The organism is Micromonospora sp. NPDC047620, assembly GCF_043205005.1.
GTDB lineage: Bacteria > Actinomycetota > Actinomycetes > Mycobacteriales > Micromonosporaceae > Micromonospora.
This window is the reverse complement of sequence record NZ_JBIDDG010000033.1, coordinates 1-17,653: the sequence shown is the minus strand read 5'-3', so window position 1 is coordinate 17,653 and position 17,653 is coordinate 1. Positions and strand designations below refer to the sequence as shown.

At 71.7% G+C, this 17,653-nt stretch carries 14 protein-coding genes and 3 pseudogenes; 9 read left to right on the top strand and 8 right to left on the bottom strand.

Going from position 1 to position 17,653, the window contains the following annotated elements:
- Window positions 1–38 precede the first annotated feature (38 nt).
- The gene (locus ACGF5C_RS28965) at window positions 39–1,379 is read left to right on the top strand and encodes a nicotinate phosphoribosyltransferase (protein ID WP_393306666.1); all 1,341 of its coding nucleotides are present in this window, start codon (window positions 39–41) and stop codon (window positions 1,377–1,379) included.
- Window positions 1,380–1,473: 94 nt separating this feature from the next.
- Window positions 1,474–1,848, top strand: a complete 375-nt coding sequence (locus ACGF5C_RS28960; protein ID WP_393306664.1) for a hypothetical protein — start codon at window positions 1,474–1,476, stop codon at window positions 1,846–1,848.
- 191 nt (window positions 1,849–2,039) lie between these two features.
- Here ACGF5C_RS28960 and ACGF5C_RS28955 read toward each other — a convergent pair whose 3' ends face one another.
- The 3 genes and pseudogenes from ACGF5C_RS28955 to ACGF5C_RS28945 form a co-directional block, all read right to left on the bottom strand.
- On the bottom strand, window positions 2,040–2,780 hold the full coding sequence (locus tag ACGF5C_RS28955) for a hypothetical protein (protein ID WP_393306663.1): 741 nt from the start codon (window positions 2,778–2,780) through the stop codon (window positions 2,040–2,042).
- Window positions 2,781–2,867: 87 nt separating this feature from the next.
- Window positions 2,868–3,971 (bottom strand): annotated as a pseudogene (locus tag ACGF5C_RS28950) (MMPL family transporter).
- Between the two features lie 415 nt (window positions 3,972–4,386).
- Window positions 4,387–4,452, bottom strand: a complete 66-nt coding sequence (locus tag ACGF5C_RS28945; protein WP_393306729.1) for a multicopper oxidase domain-containing protein — start codon at window positions 4,450–4,452, stop codon at window positions 4,387–4,389.
- Between ACGF5C_RS28945 and ACGF5C_RS28940 the strand changes: the two are divergent.
- Window positions 4,426–4,665, top strand: a pseudogene (locus tag ACGF5C_RS28940) (hypothetical protein); the annotation flags it as partial. The gene ACGF5C_RS28945 and the pseudogene ACGF5C_RS28940 sit on opposite strands and share 27 nt — an antisense overlap.
- Before the next feature lie 335 nt (window positions 4,666–5,000).
- Here the strand turns inward: ACGF5C_RS28940 and ACGF5C_RS28935 are convergent.
- Window positions 5,001–5,240 carry a UPF0158 family protein gene (locus ACGF5C_RS28935; protein ID WP_393306661.1) on the bottom strand — a complete coding sequence of 80 codons (240 nt, stop codon included), beginning with the start codon at window positions 5,238–5,240 and terminating at the stop codon, window positions 5,001–5,003.
- 68 nt (window positions 5,241–5,308) lie between these two features.
- Here ACGF5C_RS28935 and ACGF5C_RS28930 point away from each other — a divergent pair, with 68 nt between their 5' ends.
- Window positions 5,309–5,911: a hypothetical protein gene (locus ACGF5C_RS28930; RefSeq protein ID WP_393306659.1), complete on the top strand. Its 603-nt coding sequence runs from the start codon at window positions 5,309–5,311 to the stop codon at window positions 5,909–5,911.
- A 122-nt stretch (window positions 5,912–6,033) separates the two neighbouring features.
- Here the strand turns inward: ACGF5C_RS28930 and ACGF5C_RS28925 are convergent, their stop codons facing one another.
- Together ACGF5C_RS28925 and ACGF5C_RS28920 are read right to left on the bottom strand one after the other, a co-directional pair.
- A complete protein-coding gene (locus tag ACGF5C_RS28925) occupies window positions 6,034–6,480 on the bottom strand; it encodes a hypothetical protein (protein ID WP_393306657.1) in 447 nt (148 codons plus the stop codon).
- Window positions 6,481–7,011: 531 nt separating this feature from the next.
- A pseudogene (locus ACGF5C_RS28920) lies at window positions 7,012–7,575 on the bottom strand (class I SAM-dependent methyltransferase); the annotation flags it as partial.
- A 432-nt stretch (window positions 7,576–8,007) separates the two neighbouring features.
- Here ACGF5C_RS28920 and ACGF5C_RS28915 point away from each other — a divergent pair.
- Together ACGF5C_RS28915 and ACGF5C_RS28910 are read left to right on the top strand one after the other, a co-directional pair.
- Window positions 8,008–8,955: a DUF6528 family protein gene (locus ACGF5C_RS28915; protein WP_393306655.1), complete on the top strand. Its 948-nt coding sequence runs from the start codon at window positions 8,008–8,010 to the stop codon at window positions 8,953–8,955.
- A gap of 21 nt (window positions 8,956–8,976) precedes the next feature.
- Window positions 8,977–9,177 (top strand): HAD hydrolase-like protein, encoded by a 201-nt coding sequence (locus tag ACGF5C_RS28910; RefSeq protein ID WP_393306653.1) that lies wholly within the window; start codon window positions 8,977–8,979, stop codon window positions 9,175–9,177.
- A 230-nt stretch (window positions 9,178–9,407) separates the two neighbouring features.
- Here ACGF5C_RS28910 and ACGF5C_RS28905 read toward each other — a convergent pair whose 3' ends face one another.
- Complete coding sequence (locus ACGF5C_RS28905) at window positions 9,408–12,257, bottom strand: DEAD/DEAH box helicase (protein WP_393306651.1); 2,850 nt, start codon at window positions 12,255–12,257, stop codon at window positions 9,408–9,410.
- An 86-nt stretch (window positions 12,258–12,343) separates the two neighbouring features.
- Between ACGF5C_RS28905 and ACGF5C_RS28900 the strand changes: the two genes are divergently transcribed.
- On the top strand, window positions 12,344–13,117 hold the full coding sequence (locus ACGF5C_RS28900) for an HAD family hydrolase (protein WP_393306649.1): 774 nt from the start codon (window positions 12,344–12,346) through the stop codon (window positions 13,115–13,117).
- 60 nt (window positions 13,118–13,177) lie between these two features.
- The gene (locus ACGF5C_RS28895) at window positions 13,178–13,894 is read left to right on the top strand and encodes a TetR/AcrR family transcriptional regulator (protein WP_393306647.1); all 717 of its coding nucleotides are present in this window, start codon (window positions 13,178–13,180) and stop codon (window positions 13,892–13,894) included.
- A gap of 43 nt (window positions 13,895–13,937) precedes the next feature.
- On the opposite strand, the gene ACGF5C_RS28890 is transcribed toward ACGF5C_RS28895, so the two are convergent.
- Window positions 13,938–14,870, bottom strand: coding sequence for a diacylglycerol kinase family protein (locus ACGF5C_RS28890; protein ID WP_393306727.1), 933 nt, complete (start codon window positions 14,868–14,870; stop codon window positions 13,938–13,940).
- 236 nt (window positions 14,871–15,106) lie between these two features.
- On the opposite strand from ACGF5C_RS28890, the gene lanKC reads away from it, so the two are divergent.
- Entirely contained in the window at window positions 15,107–17,065 is a 1,959-nt protein-coding gene (lanKC, locus tag ACGF5C_RS28885) for a class III lanthionine synthetase LanKC (RefSeq protein WP_393306645.1), read from the top strand.
- Window positions 17,066–17,653: the final 588 nt, after the last annotated feature.

Here is a 17,653-nt window from a genome sequence, read left to right as displayed (position 1 = left end):
CGCCACCGGCCCGTCGACCACGTGCCGATGGAGGAACCATGACCGGGTTGCGTACCGACCTGTACGAGCTGCGGATGGCGGCCAGCTACCTGCGCCGGGGCATGGTGGAGCGCGCCACGTTCAGCCTGTTCGTCCGCCGCCTGCCGCCGCAGCGCGGCTTCCTGGTGGCCGCCGGGCTGGCCGAGGCGCTGGCCTTCCTGGAGAGCTTCGCGTTCGACGAGGACGACATCGGCTATCTACGCGACACCGTCGGGCTCGACCAGCCGACCCTGGCGGCGCTGGCCGGGCTGCGGTTCACCGGTGACGTCTGGGCCGTACCGGAGGGTCGCATGGTGTTCGCCGACGAACCGCTGTTGGAGGTCACCGCGCCGATCGCGGAGGCGCAGCTGGTGGAGACCGGCGTCCTGAACCTGATCACCTTCCACACCACCGTGGCCAGCAAAGCGGCCCGATGCCGCCTCGCGGCCGGCGACGCGCAGTTGGTCGACTTCGCGTTCCGCCGGACGCACGGGATCGAGGCCGGGGCGGCCGTGGCGCGGGCGTCCGCGATCGCTGGCTTCGCCGCGACCAGCGACGTCGAGGCCGCGCGACGCTACGGGCTGCCGCCGTCCGGGACGATGGCCCACTCGTACGTCGAGGCGTTCCCCGACGAGCGTGCCGCGTTCCGCGCGTTCGCCACGGACTTTCCCACCAACCCGGTGTTCCTCGTCGACACCTACGACACGCCCGCCGGAGTGCGGGCCGCCGTCGAGGTCGTCGCCGAGCTGGGCCTGACCGGCCCGGTGGCCGTGCGGCTCGACTCCGGGGATCTCGCCGCGCTGGCCGTGCAGACCCGCGCGATCCTCGACGACGCCGGGCTGACCCGGGCCCAGATCGTGGCCAGCGGCAGCCTCGACGAGGACGTCATCGGAGCACTCGTCGCCAAGGGCGCACCGATCGACGCCTACGGCGTCGGCACCCGCATGGGCGTCTCCTTCGACGCGCCGTCCCTGGACAGCGCCTACAAGCTGGTGGCCGTCGGCGACCGGCCGGTGCTCAAGCTGTCGCCCGGCAAGGCCACCCTGCCCGGCCCCAAGCAGGTCTTCCGTGATCCCACCGGTGCCAGCGGCGACGTGGTGGGGCTGCGCGACGAACCGCCACCGGGCAACCGCGAGCCGCTGCTCGTGCCGGTCATGCGCGGCGGTCGTCGCCTCGACGCCGCCGACCCGGCCGGCGAGGTACGCGCCGCGCGTCGCCGATTCGACGCGGACCTCACCTGGCTACCGGAAACGGCGCGTCGGCTGGCGGACCCGACGCCGCTCACCGCCACCGTCAGCCCGGCCCTCACCGCGCTGCACGACCGGGTGGCGGCGCAGGTGGCGCGGGGCGCGACCTACTGAGCTGATCTCAACCTGAGTAGCGCTGTTCCTCGGCGGTGAAGAGCCAACCATCTGCCGGGCTTCGTCCTCGGAGTCGAACTCCCAGCAGAGCACCTTGCCAGTCTCGGAGTCGCCTGCCCTGGCTCGGCCCTGGGAGCCTGCTCTCCACCGACGGCTCGGCGTCTGGTGGTACGCGCGCCTGCTGCGCCTGCTGGGCTGGGAACGGTCCATCCGCAACCAGCGCTCCTTCGACGGCAGCCGGTCCGGTCTTGCGGCGCTGGCGCGCGACACCCGGCGCTCCGAATTCGCCCACCTGGTGCTCGCCTTGGTCGGCGTGGGCATGGCCGGGGCCGCCCTGCTGCTGGGGGCCCGGGGCGCGGCGGGGTGGCTCGCGGTCCTCACCGTGTTGCTGCACGTGTACCCGGTCCTGCTTCAGCGGGCGTTGCGGGCCCGGGTCGAGCGGATCGCCACCGCCGCCGAGCGGGTCTGACGGCCTGTTCGACCGGGCCCGCGCCGACTCGCACGTAACCGCGGGTGCCGGGCGAGCCGGGCGCGGATGGCTGGAGTCTTGTGGGTTCACATAGCCATCGTGACTATCGATGCATGTGGTCGAAGGGTCGGATGTTGCCTCCCCGACCAGCGGCCGTCGGTTGTGCTCGCGCGCAAGCGCGGCGCGAAACCTCAGTACCAGTAGTAGCTCCAGTTTCCTTGGTAGTCGGACTCGAATGATTCCCGGCTCTTGAGAGCGATATTGACCGGGGTGATGCTGGTTGACCCGAACTCGTCCTCTTCGGCGATGAGGGCGCGGAGTTGTCGTTCCCACTCGTACCATCGCGGTGTCTGCCGCAGTTGCGCGACCTGAGTCGCAGTGTGGACGAACACGGAGACGCTGTGAAGATCCGCGTTCACCGCGACGGTCCAGACGCTGGCTCCCCAGTCATCGCGGAACTGGTCCCACCGCTCCTGCGGTATCGCTGCCATGACGCGTGTCGTGGCCTCCTCATCGAAGTACCCCAGCCCGCCCAGAATCGGATCAGTTGTGTACTCGATGCCGGCAAGTGCTGCGATGCGCCGGGCCCGCGAACTTGGAAGGTTCCCAACCCGCAACGCCCGTGCCGTGAACTGCCGCCACCGCCACGGACCAAACTCGGCAACGATCTGATCAAAGACCGCGTCCGCCTGCAGGCGGCGTTCATGGTCGGGTGCCGCGCCACGTACCCAGGCGGCTATGGTCGGAACCTCCACGCCCGGGACTCCGTGGCCGGCCACGGAGTTCATGGACCCGCATGTGAGGGCAACAACGGGCTGACCGAGCCGAGCCTCGAGCGCCTCGATCGCCGGGCGAAGTTCCGCGTCAACGGCCGTCCGTCCTCGGAGGATATTCGCAACCTCCTCGAACTCATCGTCTTCCTCCGCGCTCACACCAGCATTCTGCCGCACCAGACAGAGCAGGACCCAGCTCAAGCCCACGGCGCCGCCACCAGGCCGACGGGCCGTTCACGCGGGACGTCAGTGCTTCTCCAACTCCACCTTCGGCAGCAGCCTCGCCAGCGGCTCGGGCATCCACCAGGCGCGCCGGCCCATCAGCTGCATCGCGGCGGGCACGATCAGGCAGCGGATGATGACCGCGTCCACGAAGATGGCTACCGCCATGCCGAAGCCGGTCTGCTGGAGCAGCCGCTCCGGGCTGAGCATGAAGGCGCCGAAGACAACGATCATGATGGCGCCGGCGGCGCTGATGACCGAGCCGGTGTGGCCGAGGCCCTGACGGACGGCGAGTGCGTGGTCCTTGGTGTGCACCCACTCCTCGTGGATCCGGGAGACCAGGAAGATCTCGTAGTCCATGGAGAGACCGAAGACGACCGCGAAGATCATCACCGGCAGGTACGCCTCGATCGGGCCGGGCTCGATGCCGAACCAGCCCTCCTGGAAGACCAGGGTGATCGCGCCGAGCGCCGCGCCGATGCTGAGCAGGTTGAGCAGCGCCGCCTTGAGTGGGATCAGGACCGTCCTCGCCTCGCACCTGTTCACCATCGCCGCCTACGCCCCGTACGTGATGATGCCCGCGCTGCTGGGCATCTTCGGCGCGCGCTTCGCCCGTCAGTTCACCGCCCGCGCCGCCAAGGCGGCGATGACGGTGCCGAACATGAAGACCAGGATCACCAGCGCCGCGAGCAGTCCCGCGCCTTCGGCCGCGCCGCCCGAGCTTTGCCCGAGCAGCCGGGCCGGCGCGCCGCCCAGTTCGACCTGGAGGCCGTCGCCGGCCGCCTCCTGGGTCACGTCGTAGACACGCTTGGTGTCCTCCTTCTTCATGTCCTTGGCGGGCACGTTGAGCATCACCGTGGTGTAACCGATGGTGCCGTCGGGCGCGATCGCGGCGGCATCGTCGTAGAGGCTGCGTACCTGTGTGACGTTGGGCTGCTCGGCGACCTCGGCCAGCATCGTCTCGACGCGCTGCCGGACGGCGGGGTCGCGCAGTCCGTCCTTGGCGTGCAGGACGATCTCCATGGTGTCCCCGGCGCGGGCCGCGCCGCTGGCCGCCAACAGGTCGGCGGCGGCCTGGGACTCGGTGCCGGGTACGGAGAAGTCCTCGCGGTAGTCGTTGCCGGCCATGCCGGCCGAGGTCCAGACGCCGATCATCACGGCGAGCCAGAGCAGCAGGGCGAGCCAGCGGCGGCGGTGGTAGAAGCTGGCGACGCGCGCGAACACGCCCGGCCGGCCGCGTGAGTGCGGTGATTCCAGGGCGGTCTCTGCGGTCTCTTCGGTGAGGATCATGATCTCTTTCAGGGTCGGATCAGCAAGGGGAGTCGGTCGGTGCGTTCACCACGGGTGCATTCTGTGCGGCGGGCCCGTTCTCGCGGGCCTGGCGGCCCGCCCGGGGTCGTCGCGGGCGCGTGCTCGGATCGAAAACCCCGGATATCCACATCCATCTGCCCGTCACGGAAACGGTCACGAACCTGATGGGCCCGGTGCACCGCCGGTGCGGTCTTGACTCAGGCAGCCGTGTACGGGGCGGCAACGGGCGTGGTCAGGTGGTGGTGAAGTCGGCCATCATGGCCATGTCTTCGTGTTCGAGGTTGTGGCAGTGCAGCATGAAGGCCCCGGCGTAGTCGGTGAACCGGACGGCGATCTCGACCGCGCGGCGGCAGTACGCGGCTGGAAGCTGCCCGTTCCTACTTACCGTCTGGGCCGACTCATCATGGTGGGCGAGCCGCTACCTGCTGCCTCGGCTGGCGCCGAGCGGGTGGTGGTGTACGCCCGGGTCTCGTCCGCCGACCAGCGCGCCGACCTTGATCGGCAGGTCGCCCCGTGCCGTGCCGTGCCAGCCGATGACGGCCGCAGTTCGCCAGCAGGCCGGACGCGGCAACGCCCGGACATGTTGCCTGGGGTGGGCCCAGCCGACTGGCAGGGTCGCGTAATCCAACTGTCTTGTATTCGCGTTCATGGCTTGTCCGCAATCACGGTGAGTCACGCGGAGCATGGTGCTGACGGCGAGATATGCATCCACGATCATCGTCTGATGACGCGGCGGGCGATCTGAACGCCGTACTGACGGTGAGGGTGTCCGGACGACTGGCGCGCCATGTCAGCGGCAGATGCGTGCGTTCGTCATACAGGAAGTCGTGAGGCGCGGGCGTCAGTTCAGGGAAGGTCGGGATCTCGACGCTCGGCCACGAAACGCTCGCCCGCTTCCTCGTCGGCCAGTGAGTTGTCGACCAGCCATTCAACCGCCCGCCGCCTTGCGCGTACGTCGCGGAAGGCGTGCCATGCCGGCAGCAGGTACGGATACTCCTCGTACAACTCGTTCTTGAACCGGCGGAAGGCGCCCCTGACCTGGGTAGCTCGCGCGAGTCGGCGGCCGTCGGGTACCAGACGTAGCACACATCGGCGGCATGTGCGTGCGTTACCGCCAGAGGTCCGGGCGGCGATATTGTCGATAGGTTGTGTTCGTGGTCGAGACGCCGGGGATGCGTTGGGGTGGGAAGGCCGCGCGGCGGTTGGCGAGGCTGGGTTCGGTCCGGATCGGCCCGGGCCTGACCGGTGAGGAGTTGGCCCGGGTCGAGGAGCAGTTCGGGTTCGAGTTCGCTGATGATCATCGCTCGTTCCTTGCGGCGGGGCTGCCGGCGGGCGGCGGCTGGCCGGACTGGCGCTACGGCAATCCGGACGGCTTGCGGCGATGGCTCACGCTGCCGGGGAAGGGCGTGTTGGAGGCGGTCAGGCTCAGGGGCTACTGGGCTTCGAGTTGGGGCGCTCGCCCGGACGACGTGACCGATGCCGAAGACGCTGCGGCGCACCACCTCGCCGCGGCGCCCTGGTTGGTTCCGATCTTTGGCGGTCGGTACTTGCCTGCCGGTCGGGGGACCTACGGGCATCCGGTGTTGTCCGTGTACGGGGCCGACATCATTTGCTGGGCACCGGACCTGGTCGACTATGTACTGCAGGAGTTCGGCGAGGGCGGTGTCGGCAGAAGGTACTCATACGAGGGCTGGGAGATGTCGGCAAGCGCAGAGTTCTGGGCGGAGTACCTGGCATGGTCGGCTCTCGAACCGTAATTCGCGAGGATTTGGCATGCTTCAGCGCGCCGACCGCATACATATCGGCATGAGCGCGCTTCGCGGCAGATCCGGATTCCATCCGTCCCCCGACGCCTCTTGGTGCCGCTGGTCGGATACCTTCAACGGCGCCCGGGCCGAAGGATCCGTCGGTCCTCCGATCGTGTCGGGCGCGAGAGCTGGACCATGTCGTCGACAATGTCGGCCGGCTCCGTCACCTGGAACAGGTCGACCGGCGGCGGACCGGCCAGATAGGCGACGTTGATCACCCATTTCTGATACTGCCACTCGCAGCTGCCCCAGTACTCCCAGAGCCGGAAGTTGAGGCGCCAGCGCCCCCATTGGCCGACCAGCAGGCGGAACACCGTGTCATTCGGGCGCGGCGGGAAGACAGTGAAGCACTGACACCAAACATGGGTGTCGCCGGTTACCACAAGCTGCCCAGCCACCATCTCCAACTGCACGCCAGCGGAGCTGAACGGCCCGGCTTCCGGCAGAGTGAGCCTGGTCGCCGTCTGTTGCACCGCGAAGTCGTTTTCCTCACGGGCAACGACCTGGTGGACAAGCACCTCGGCTCGGTCCCCGGGTGGTGGCAGCTGGAGTGCCTTGGCGTCCGCATTGCGTCGCGCCACCCTTCGCACACCTCGCGACCGCTTCACCCATTCCTCAGGGGCGGCTGGGTCACCGGGAGGCAGCCGGAACACCTCCGCCAGGGCGTTACGTCGTACCGCCCCGGGTGCGCCTCGGGACCGCTTGGTCCATGCCGTCAGCACCCGCTGGACCACAATCATCAGCCGACTCTCACAAATCCTGTCAGGACGGTCAAGCGAAATACGTCGAGGGAATCTCACTCAACGCACTGACATCGGCAGTTTGCGGTTGTTCGGCACGAGCCACTGCCACAATCGCACGGATCGCGGCATGATGCACCGGATCTGCGCGTCGCTTTCTCATGCATCCATGAGCTGGACCGACAGGTCCAAGCTCGACCCGTACAGCAAGGACGTCCAGGTTGAGCGCGCCATGGAGGCCAAGCGTCGCCGCGGCAGTGACTGATGATCCCGGAGGTCAGCTTTGTGGCGGTGTTCCCCCGCGGTGGTTCAGGCTACGAGCAGGCGAAGACCGAGCTCCGCTGTGTCGAGGGCGACGAGGTCGCGGTTGCGCTCGGCCCACCGACCTGAGGAAAGGTCTTCACGGAGTGTGCTGACTACCCGTTGCTCAGCCTGCGGTCCGACTCTGGTCCATACCGAAACCGCGCGGCGTACATGTTCGTCCAGGTACGCCTCAGGCCGGCGCCAGTATGCCTCGAAGAAACCGTCAGCGCAGTCCCACGGGACGAGCACCGGCTCCGCGCGTCCTCCGATCGCGCGGGTCAGGTCGGCCAGGGACGGCCAGCCGACGAGGAGGTCTGCGAACTCAGGCAGGTAGTCGCGGGTGAGCCAGAACCGCTGACGCCAGCCAGTGTCATCGGCGTCGTACGTGAACACCACCACGCGGCGTGCCACACGCCGCATCTCACGCAGCCCGGCGACCGGGTCCGGCCGGTGATGGACGGTGCTGACCGCCATCGCGGCGTCAAAAGACTGGTCCTCGAACGGCAAACTCTCCGCAGCAGCGGCCACACGTGGCGCCGCGCCCGGGGGACGCTGCGCCCGTCGCGGCGCTCGATCACCGCGCGGGTGAGCCTGCGGTTCGTCTTCGGCATCATCAGCTCGTTCCTCGGCGGGGTACGCCCACGCCCGACCCCACCGACACGAGGTCATGCCCGACAGCGGTGAGAATTGGTGAGGCGCTGAGTCTGAGACGTCTTCTCCGCTCGTCGCTCGGCCCCGGCGTGGGGGGACGGGCTCCTGGATCGGCTGGCGCAACAGCCGTGCGGGCAGCGTAGCTGCAGCCCGGGTGCTGTCCGGTACGCCGCGCGACACCCTGAACGTGGTCGACCGTGACACGCTGTCGCCCATCCAACGCCATCATTGGCAGCCGGTTACCAACCGCATACGCTCGAACACCATCAGTCGTGGTGCAGGCCGACATTCCGTGGGCCGCACCCGTCAACGCCCCCCGACGGGGCTCGTAACACGGGAAGGTTCATGGCGATGATGCGATCGGCAGACAGGGCGCGACGGCGGTGGCGCGCGATCGGCGCAACCCTCGGCGCGGCGACGGTGGGCATGGTGGGAGTGCTGGTCGCGCCGACCGGCGCGCAGGCGGCCAGCGACCGGGTCGCGGTGGTCGACCAGCGGTACGGGGTCAGGATCTTCAGCGCCGGCGCCAGCCGGTGGACGGCTGGTTCGGCCCAGTGGTCGTGGAAGCGACCCGCCGGCAGCGGCTGGAAGAACCTCTCCGACGTCAAGTTCCGCAAGCAGGGTTCGCGGTACGTGGTCCTGGTGGCCGCGTCCGGCGGCCGGGCCGGGATCGTCGACTACGCCACCCGCAAGGTGCGGTACCAGGTCACGCCAGGCGGCAACCCGCACGCCATCGAACTGCTGCCCAACGGCGCTGTCGTGGTCGCCTCCTCCGATCCCGGCAAGCTCACCCTCTACGGCAAGGGCCGGACCAGCCCGGCCGCCACGAAGGCGTTCGCCAAGGCGCACGCCGTCTACTGGGACAGCGCCATCAAGCGCCTCTGGGCCGCCGGCGGCACCCGGCTGTGCAGCTACAAGGTGAGCGGCACGGCCATCGCTCCTAAACTCACCAACGCCGCCTGCCGGACGGTCACCGGAAACGTGCACGACCTGTCACCGGTCTACGGCACCTCCGCCAACCTGTGGATGAGCAACACCAGCCACGTTTACCGGTACGACATCAACCGCAACCGATTCCAGCGGGCACCCGGGTACATCGACACAAGCAAGATCAAGAGTGTCGGTAACCACTCCGGCGGGCTGGTCTTCACCACCAAGGTCGGCGGTGCGAACGGCGACGGCACCTACGGCAACGGCAACGTCTGGCTGTACCGGCTGAACGGTTCCTACGTCGGCAACCGCTACCTCTCCGGGGCGGCGATCTACAAGGCCCGGCCAGTGGTCTGGAGCTACCGGTAGCCACGCCCCGGAGCCGGGTGGATGATCGGCGACGACCTGACACTCGACATCGCCGGCGGTCACGGCGCTGGCCTACACACGATCTGGCTGCACCCCACCCATGCGCCCCACGAGTTCGTGGGCCCACCGCCAGACTTCACCACGGCCACCGTGACCGACGCCGTCCAGATACTCCTGACGCACGATGGCCTCACACCTGACACCGCAGGCACACACCGGTGATCACCGGGCGTGACGATCAAGACCGAACTCGGCCGAATACGCGACGGTCCGATTACCGCACCCTGCCAGTCGGGCGGTCCGAAGTGGAGCAAGCGGCAGCTCATCGACGGCATCCGGTGGCGGGTGCGGGTGGGGATTCCTTATCGCCCCGGTCGCGAGCAGGGGCCAGAGTAGTGGCTCGCCCGAGTTCGACGCGCGGGATTCCGAGGTGTCGCCACGGAGAGTGACGGTCAGGCCGGGGCGTGGTAGGCCAGCACGCCCCGGTTGACCGCGGCAATCGCCTGCCGGGCGGTGGACCTCAGCTCCGACGAGGCGCCGCCGGAGTCGGCGAGCTGACCGAGCAGGTCGACCACCTGCCGGGCCCACCGGACGAAGTCGCCGGCCGGCATCTCGCCGTCGATCTCGTGGCCGCTCGCGAGCACCTTCGCCAGGGCCTCGCCCCGCGCCCAGCGGTAGACCGGCCAGGCGAAGCCCAGATCCGGCTCGCGGGTGACCGCCAGGCCACGGGCCGCCTCGTCCGCCTCGATCTCGCTCCACAGCTTGAGCGTCTCGTCGACCGCCTCGGCTACGGGTCCGCGCGGCAGCGACGCCCGCTCGTCGACGTCGCGGCGGGCCTCGAAGACCACCACCGACACGGCGGCGGCGAGTTCGGCCGGGGAGAGCCCGTCCCAGACCCCCCGGCGCAGGCACTCGGCGACCAGCAGATCCGCCTCCGTCCAGATCCGGCCGAGCATCCGGCCGGCGTCGGTCACCGTGCCGTCGGGCGCGAGGTAGCCGCGAGCGGTGAGCAGCGCGACGATCCGGTCGAACGTACGGGCCAGCGAACCGGTCCGGCCGGCCACCCGCTGCCGCAGTTCCTCCGTGTCCTTCTCCAGGCGGCGGCGCCGCTCCGCCCAGCGGGCGTGCTCCTCCCGGTCGGGGCAGGCGTGACAGGGGTGGCGACGCAGCTCGCCGCGGAGCTGGCTGAGCCGGTGGTCCTCGCCGACGGCCTGGCGGGAACGACCGCCCCGGCGCCCGCCGTGCCGGTCCAGCCCGGTGCCGCTGACCTCGGCGGCCAGGTCGCGCCGGGCGGCCGGCGACCGGTGGTTGAAGTGCTTCGGCACCCGGATCCGCGCCAGCACCTCCGCGGGGGTGGTGAAGTCGCCGGGACTGACGCGGCCGGCCCAGCGGTCCTGGGTGAGCACCAGCGGCCGGGGCTCACCGAAGCCGCCGGTGGCCGGGTCGAGCACGACCGCCAGGCCGGCCCGCCGGCCCGACGGCACCCGGATCACGTCGCCGACGCGCAGCCGCTCCAGCGAGGCCACCGCGGCGGCCTTGCGCTGGCTCTGCCCCTGCCGGGCGATGGCCCGTTCCCGGTCGGCGATGGCGACCCGCAGCGCGAAGTACTCGTCGAAGTCGCCGTGATGGCAGGCCGCCTCCACGCCGTACGCCTCGATGGTCTCGGTGTTGCGCTGCACCTGGCGGGCCAGGCCGACCACCGAGCGGTCCGCCTGGAACTGCGCGAAGGAGGACTCCAGCAGCGCCCGGGCCGGCTCGGCGCCCACCGTGCCGACCAGGTTGACCGCCATGTTGTACGACGGCCGGAAGCTGGACCGCAGCGGGTAGGTGCGGGTGGAGGCGAGGCCGGCGACGTGCCGGGGGTCGGTCTCCGGGGACCAGACGACGACGGCGTGCCCCTCGACGTCGATGCCGCGCCGGCCGGCGCGGCCGGTGAGCTGGGTGTACTCCCCCGGCGTCAGGTCGACGTGCGCCTCGCCGTTGTACTTGACCAGGCGCTCCAGCACCACGCAGCGGGCCGGCATGTTGATGCCCAGGGCGAGCGTCTCGGTGGCGAAGACCGCCTTCACCAGGCCTCGTACGAACAGCTCCTCGACGACCTCCTTGAACACCGGCAGCATGCCGGCGTGGTGGGCGGCCAGACCGCGTTCGAGGCCGTCGAGCCACTCCCAGTAGCCGAGCACCGACAGGTCCTCGCCCGGGATCGCGGTGACCCGGGACTCGACGACCCGGCGGATCTCCGCCCGCTCCTCGGGCGAGGTGAGCCGCAGCCCGGCGGCGAGGCACTGCTGCACGGCGGCGGCGCAGCCGGCGCGGCTGAAGATGAACAGGATCGCCGGCAGCAGCCCCTCCCGGTCCAGCCGGTCGACGATGTCGGGGCGCATCGGGCCGCGCCAGCGGGGCCCGCGCCGCCCGCCGCCCGGGCCGGCGCTGCGCCCCTCGCCCAGCTCCAGCCGGCGCATGGTGTCGCGGGTGTAGCGCAGCAGCTCCGGGTGCACGTCGTGCTTGCGGGCGGCGTCGGCGTCGTGGAACAGGTCGAACATCCGCTTGCCGACCAGCATGTGCTGCCACAGCGGCACCGGGCGGTGCTCGCTGACCACCACGGCGGTCTCGCCGCGCACGGTGACCAGCCAGTCGGCGAACTCCTCGGCGTTGGACACGGTGGCCGAGAGGGAGACCAGGGTGACGGAGGCGGGCAGGTGGATGATCACCTCTTCCCAGACCCCGCCGCGGAACCGGTCGGCGAGGTAGTGCACCTCGTCCATCACCACGTACGCCAGGCCCTCGAGGGTGGCCGAGCCGGCGTAGAGCATGTTGCGCAGCACCTCGGTGGTCATCACCACCACCGAGGCGTCGCCGTTGATGGCGTTGTCGCCGGTGAGCAGCCCGACCTGCTCGGCGCCGTAGCGGTCGACCAGGTCGTGGTACTTCTGGTTCGACAGCGCCTTGATCGGGGTGGTGTAGAAGCACTTGCGTCGCCGGGGCGCGGCCGGGGCCGGAGCGGCCTCGCCGCCGGCCGCGGGCACCACCTCGTCGCCCGCGCCGCCGGGACCGCCGGCCTCGCGTCCCGGCGCGCCGCGCAGCGCCAGGTGTACGGCGAACTCGCCGACCACCGTCTTGCCGGCGCCGGTGGGGGCGCAGACGAGCACGCCGCTGCCCCGCTCCAGCGCCTGGCACGCCTCTCGCTGGAAGTCGTCGAGATCGAACCCCAGATCGAGGGCGAACTCGTCCAGCGCCGGGAACTGGGAGGCCTGCGCGGCCCGGCGGCGCGCCGCGGCGTACCGCTCGGCGGGGCTCGACATGTCCTCAAGATTAATGCGTGCCGGCGGCGGCCACGTGACAAGGCCAACCGACAGCGTGGTCGGGGGCGGTCGGTAGGGTGCACGGCGTGCCGGACCATGCCGAACCGCCCCATGCCTCACCCGGGGCCGACGACGCCGTCGTCCCGGGCCCGTCCCGCCGCCCCGTGGAGGCGGTCCTGTTCGACTTCCACGGCACGCTGGCCCAGGTGGAGGAGCCCCGCGAGTGGGTGCTCGCGGCCGCGGCCTCCTGTGGCGTGACGCTGGAGCGGATGCGGGCCACCGCGCTGGCCGACCGGCTGTTGACGGCGGGCCGGGCGGGCGGCCCCCTGCCGGCCCGGGTGCCGCCCCGGCTGGCCGAGCTGTGGGCCGACCGGGATCTCTACCCGCACGCCCACCGCGGCGCCTACACGGGGCTCGCCGATACGGTCGACGCGGGCATCGAGGGCTTCGCCGAGGCGCTCTACGAGCGGGTGCTGGTCCCCGACGGCTGGGTGCCGTATCCGGACACCGCGCCGACCCTGGCCGCCCTGCGCGCCGCCGGCGTCCCGGTGGCCGTGGTCAGCAACATCGGCTTCGACATCCGGCCGATGTTCGCGGCGTGGGGGCTGGCCGACCTGGTCGACGCCTTCGCCCTGTCGTACGAGGTCGGGCGCTGCAAGCCGGACCCGGGGATCTTCCTGCGCGCCTGCGGGATGCTCGGCGTCGACCCGGAGCGCGCGCTGATGGTGGGCGACACGCCGGCCGATGCGGGAGCCGTCGCGGCCGGCTGCGGGGTGCTGGTCCTGCCGGCCGCCGAGGCGGGGCGCGCCAACGGCCTGGGCACCGTGCTGGACGTGGCCGGCGTCGACCGGCACCGCTAACGACGAGCCGACAGCAGCGTTAACCATCGCCGCTAACGCGAGGGCGTTATCGTCGTTGCCATGATCACTGATACGTCGCCCCGGGACCGGATCGTCCGGGCCGCAGCCGCCCTGCTCGCCGACGGCGGCCGGGAGGCGGTCTCGACCCGCGCGGTGAGCCGGGCGGCCGGCGTGCAGGCGCCGACCATCTACCGGCAGTTCGGCGACATGCGCGGCCTGCTGGACGCGGCTGCCAGCTACGGGTTCGCCGCGTACCTGCACGCCGAGGCGTCCCGGGACCTCGCCGGCGACCCGGTCGACGACCTGCGCCGGGGCTGGGAGCTGCACGTCGGCTTCGGCCTGGCCAACCCGGCCTGCCACGCCCTGATGTACGGCGACCCGCGCCCCGGCGAGACCCCGACCGCGGCCCGGGTCGCGGCCGACATCCTGCGCCAGCTCGTGCACCGGGTGGCCGAGGCGGGCCGGCTGCGCGCGGGCGTCGACGAGGCCACCGAGATGCTGCACGCCGCCGCCTGCGGGGTGACCCTCGCCCTGATCCGCACCCCGCCGCCGCGGCGCGACCCCGACCTGTCGACCCGGACCCGGGAGGCGATGCTCGCCGCGCTGGTCACCGACTCCCCCGCCGCCCGGGCGACCTCCCGGGCCGGCAACCCGGTCCGGCACGCGGTGGCACTGCGCGCCGCCCTCGACGGGCTGACCACCGACCTTTCCCCGGCCGAGCGGGCCCTGCTTGCGGAGTGGCTGGACCGCATCGTCCGCACCATGCCCACCCCCTGACAGTGCGGGAGCGGGGCGGGAACGGGCGGAGTGGCGGGGTGGGTCAGCGGAGCAGGTGGACGGCGGCCGGGACGGCGGTCACGGTCACCGGGAGGTCCAGTGCCCGCTCGCCGTCGGCGTACGTGGTGATGCCCTCGGCGCTCAACTCGACCGTGCGGGCGCGGTAGCTGCGCACCAGCGGGTGCGCCACGTGGGTGCCCCGGTAGATGCGCGGCTTGACCCGCATCAGGGTGCGCCGGTCGAACCGGCCGCCCACCACCACGTCGAGCAGCCCGTCGGCGGGATCCGCGTCGGGGCAGATCCGCATGCCGCCGCCGTAGCTGGCGCAGTTGCCCACCGCCACCAGCACGGCGTCCGCCTCGTGCGCCACCCCGTCGAGCCGCAGCGTGTAGCGGCGCGGGCGCAGTCGGGCCAACTCCACCAGGATCGCCAGGTCGTAGCGGCGCGGCCCGCGTGGCCGGCGCATCCGGTTGGCGCGCTCGTTGACGATCGCGTCGAAGCCGGCCGCGAGCACCGCGCCGTACCAGCGGCGCACGCCGTCGGCTCCCGTCAGCCGCGCCAGGTCCACCGGGTGGGTGCGGCCGTCGCGCAGCGCCGCCGCGATCACGTCGACGGCGGCGAGCGGGTCGGCCGGGAAGCCGGTGTCGACCGCGAAGTCGTTGCCGGTGCCGGCCGGCACCGGACCGAACGGCACCGCCGTGCCGGCGACCGCCTGCAACGCGCGGTGCACCGTGCCGTCGCCGCCCACCGCGACCAGGGCGGACGCGCCGTCGCCGACCGCCGCGTGGCAGGCCGCCTCGGCCTCGTCGGCGGTGTGCGCGTGCAGCAGGCGCACCGGCCGGCCGGCGGCCGCGAGCCGGTGCAGGACCTGCGGCAGCAGCCCCCGGTGCCGACCACGGCCGGCGGTCGGGTTGGCCAGCACGGCGACGGGTCCGCCGGCGGTGGAAGGGTGATCGTCTGCGGTCACGGCGAGCACCGTACCGCCGCCCGCCGGGGCGGGCGCACCGCCCGCCCCGGCGACGGCGACACCGCCCGCCACCCGCCGCCGCGACCGACGAGCACCCCGGGCGCACCTGACATTTGTCACGGCCGGCCGTGCGGCACGCATTCACCGTCATGACTGATCACACTGGATCCGCCATGGCCCGAACGGACAGACTCAGTTCCCAGCAGGACCCCGGAATGGACCGAACAGCGGAGGGAGTGGTCACGGTGGACGATCGCTACGACAGTTACTGCGCCGCCGACCGGCTGTTCTACGACTCGCCCGGCAGCGCGGTCGAACAGCCCACCTTCGCGGCGGCCCGGCGGCCCGTGCCCGACGGCTGGCGCTCGGAGCCGCTCGACGACTGGCTCATCTACGCCCCGGAGGGCGGCACGCTCCCCCAGCAGGGCTGGAAGATCCACGTGTCGGCGACCCTGGGCAACGCCGAGCGGGTCCTGGACACCGTCTGGGACTACTGCGTCCCGCGGGGGCTGTCGTTCAAGTTCCTCCGCGGCCCGCGCACCCTGCTGCTGCGCAACTCCAAATACGCCTCCCGCGCGGCCAGCGGCAAGTTCGTCACCGTCTATCCCCGTGACGACGCGGAGCTGGAGCTGGTCTGCAAGGAGCTGGACGAACTGCTCGCCGGCGAACCCGGCCCGTACATCCTCAGCGACCTGCGCCACGGCGCCGGGCCGGTGTACGTGCGCTACGGCGGCTTCGCGGCCGGCTACTGCCACTCCCCCGACGGCCAGGTCGTCCCGGCGATCGAGGACGACACCGGCACCCTCGTGCCGGACCGCCGCGACCCCGTCTTCCACGTGCCGTCCTGGGTGACGCTGCCCGACTTCCTCGGCCCGCACCTGGCCGCCCGCAACGCCACCAGCACCGACGAGGTGCCGTACCGGATCGAGAAGGTCATCCACTTCTCCAACGGCGGCGGCCTCTACGTCGGCCGGGACCTGCGCAGCGACACCCAGGTGGTGCTGAAGGAGGCCCGCCCGCACGCCGGGCTGGACGCTGACGGCACCGACGCCGTCGCCCGGCTGGGCCGGGAGGCCGAAGCTCTGCGCCGCCTCGCCGACCTGCCGCAGGTGCCCCGGGTGCACGACGAGTTCACCCTCGGCGAGCACCGCTTCCTCGCGCTGGAGTTCGTCGAGGGCCGCGCGTTGAACAAGGTCCTGGTCGACCGGTACCCGCTGATCGACGCCGACGCCACGGACGCCGACCGCACCGACTACACCCGGTGGGCGTTGGACGTCCACCGGCAGGTCGAGGAGGTCGTGCTGGCCACCCACGAGCGCGGCCTCGTCTACGGCGACCTGCACCTGTTCAACGTCATGGTCCGCCCCGACGACCGGATCGCGCTGGTGGACTTCGAGGTCGCCGCCCCGATCGACGGGCACCGCCGGCCGGGTCTGCGCAACCAGGGCTTCGCCGCGCCCCGGGACCGCACCGGTCCCGCCGTCGACCGGTACGCCCTGGCCTGCCTGCGGCTGGCGCTGTTCCTGCCGCTGACCCAGCTGGTCCGGCTGGCGCCGGCCAAGGCCGCGCACCTCGCCGACATGGTCGCCGCCCACTTCCTGGTGCCGAGGAGGCTCCTCGACGCCGCCGTCGAGGAGATCACCGGCGCTCCCACCGCCGCAACGGTCGACACGACCGGCACGACGACCGACGAGCGGGCCGACGGAGCGGCGGCCGACTTCGCCGTCGGTGTCGGGCCGGCCCGCCGCGACCGGCTCGCCCGGGCGATCCTCGCCAGCGCGACACCCGACCGGGACGACCGGCTCTTCCCCGGCGACATCGAGCAGTTCCGCAGCGGCGGGCTCAACCTCGCCCACGGCGCCGCCGGAGTCCTGTACGCCCTGCACGCCAGCGGCGCCGGGCGCTGGCCCGACCACGAGCAGTGGCTCGGCAGGCCCTCGGCGGCCACCCGCAGCACCTCCACCACCTCGACCGGCTGCCGCGCGTCCGACGCCAGGTCCACCACCACCACGTCGGGCCGGTGCCGGCGCACCACGGCGGACAACTCCGCCACCCCGGCCACCTCGGCAGTGACCTCGATGTCCTCCTGGCTCGACAGCGCGGCGCACAGCGCGGTGCGCAGCAGCCCCATCTCCTCGGCAACGACGACGCGGATCAACCCGTGGCTCCGATCTCGGGTACGCGGTGGCCACCGAGTCCCCTGAACGGGACTGTGCGGGCCGGCCGCGTGGACGGACTGAGGGTCCCGCCCGCGACGTCGGACGTGGCGACGCTCACGGGCACCGTTGACCACGCACCGGACGACCGGACGGGCCGGACGACCGCGCGGGCGGGTCCACCTGAACTCAGCCGGGGCGTGCGCTCATAGCGTGGAGCCGGTCGCCGGATGCCACCGCTGGCTCTGCGGGGACGGCCACGCCGGGCCGACAGCAGCACGGGCGAACGGCGGCGCGCCCCGCCCGGCGGCCCCCACCAGGGCGGTCGGGCGGGCGACGGGCAGCCTGCGCCGCCCCGGCGAGGGGGCGGCCTCCGGCACGGCGACGGGCGGAGGACGGAAAGTCGGGCGACGCACTGGGCAGCGACCTCCCCGTGTCGGGAACGTCGACACATCGTAAAGACGCGATCACCCGACCGCAGCTTGTGAACGCCTGGTGACGGATTGCCGACTGGATCGCTCACAACGGGGGTGGCGTGCGCTAGCGCGTGTTTCGTAAGGGCTTGCCGAGCGGTGAGGTAGGCCCGGCGTGGCGGTGATCGATAAGAGAGGAGGTCTCCGGTAGATCGGTTAGCGA

Coding starts and splice junctions, on each gene's coding strand:
- ACGF5C_RS28895 (WP_393306647.1), top strand. CDS start 13,178: ATGATCACTGATACGTCGCCCCGGGACCGGATCGTCCGGGCCGCAGCC.
- ACGF5C_RS28915 (WP_393306655.1), top strand. CDS start 8,008: ATGATGCGATCGGCAGACAGGGCGCGACGGCGGTGGCGCGCGATCGGC.
- ACGF5C_RS28965 (WP_393306666.1), top strand. CDS start 39: ATGACCGGGTTGCGTACCGACCTGTACGAGCTGCGGATGGCGGCCAGC.
- ACGF5C_RS28910 (WP_393306653.1), top strand. CDS start 8,977: ATGATCGGCGACGACCTGACACTCGACATCGCCGGCGGTCACGGCGCT.
- ACGF5C_RS28905 (WP_393306651.1), bottom strand. CDS start 12,257: ATGTCGAGCCCCGCCGAGCGGTACGCCGCGGCGCGCCGCCGGGCCGCG.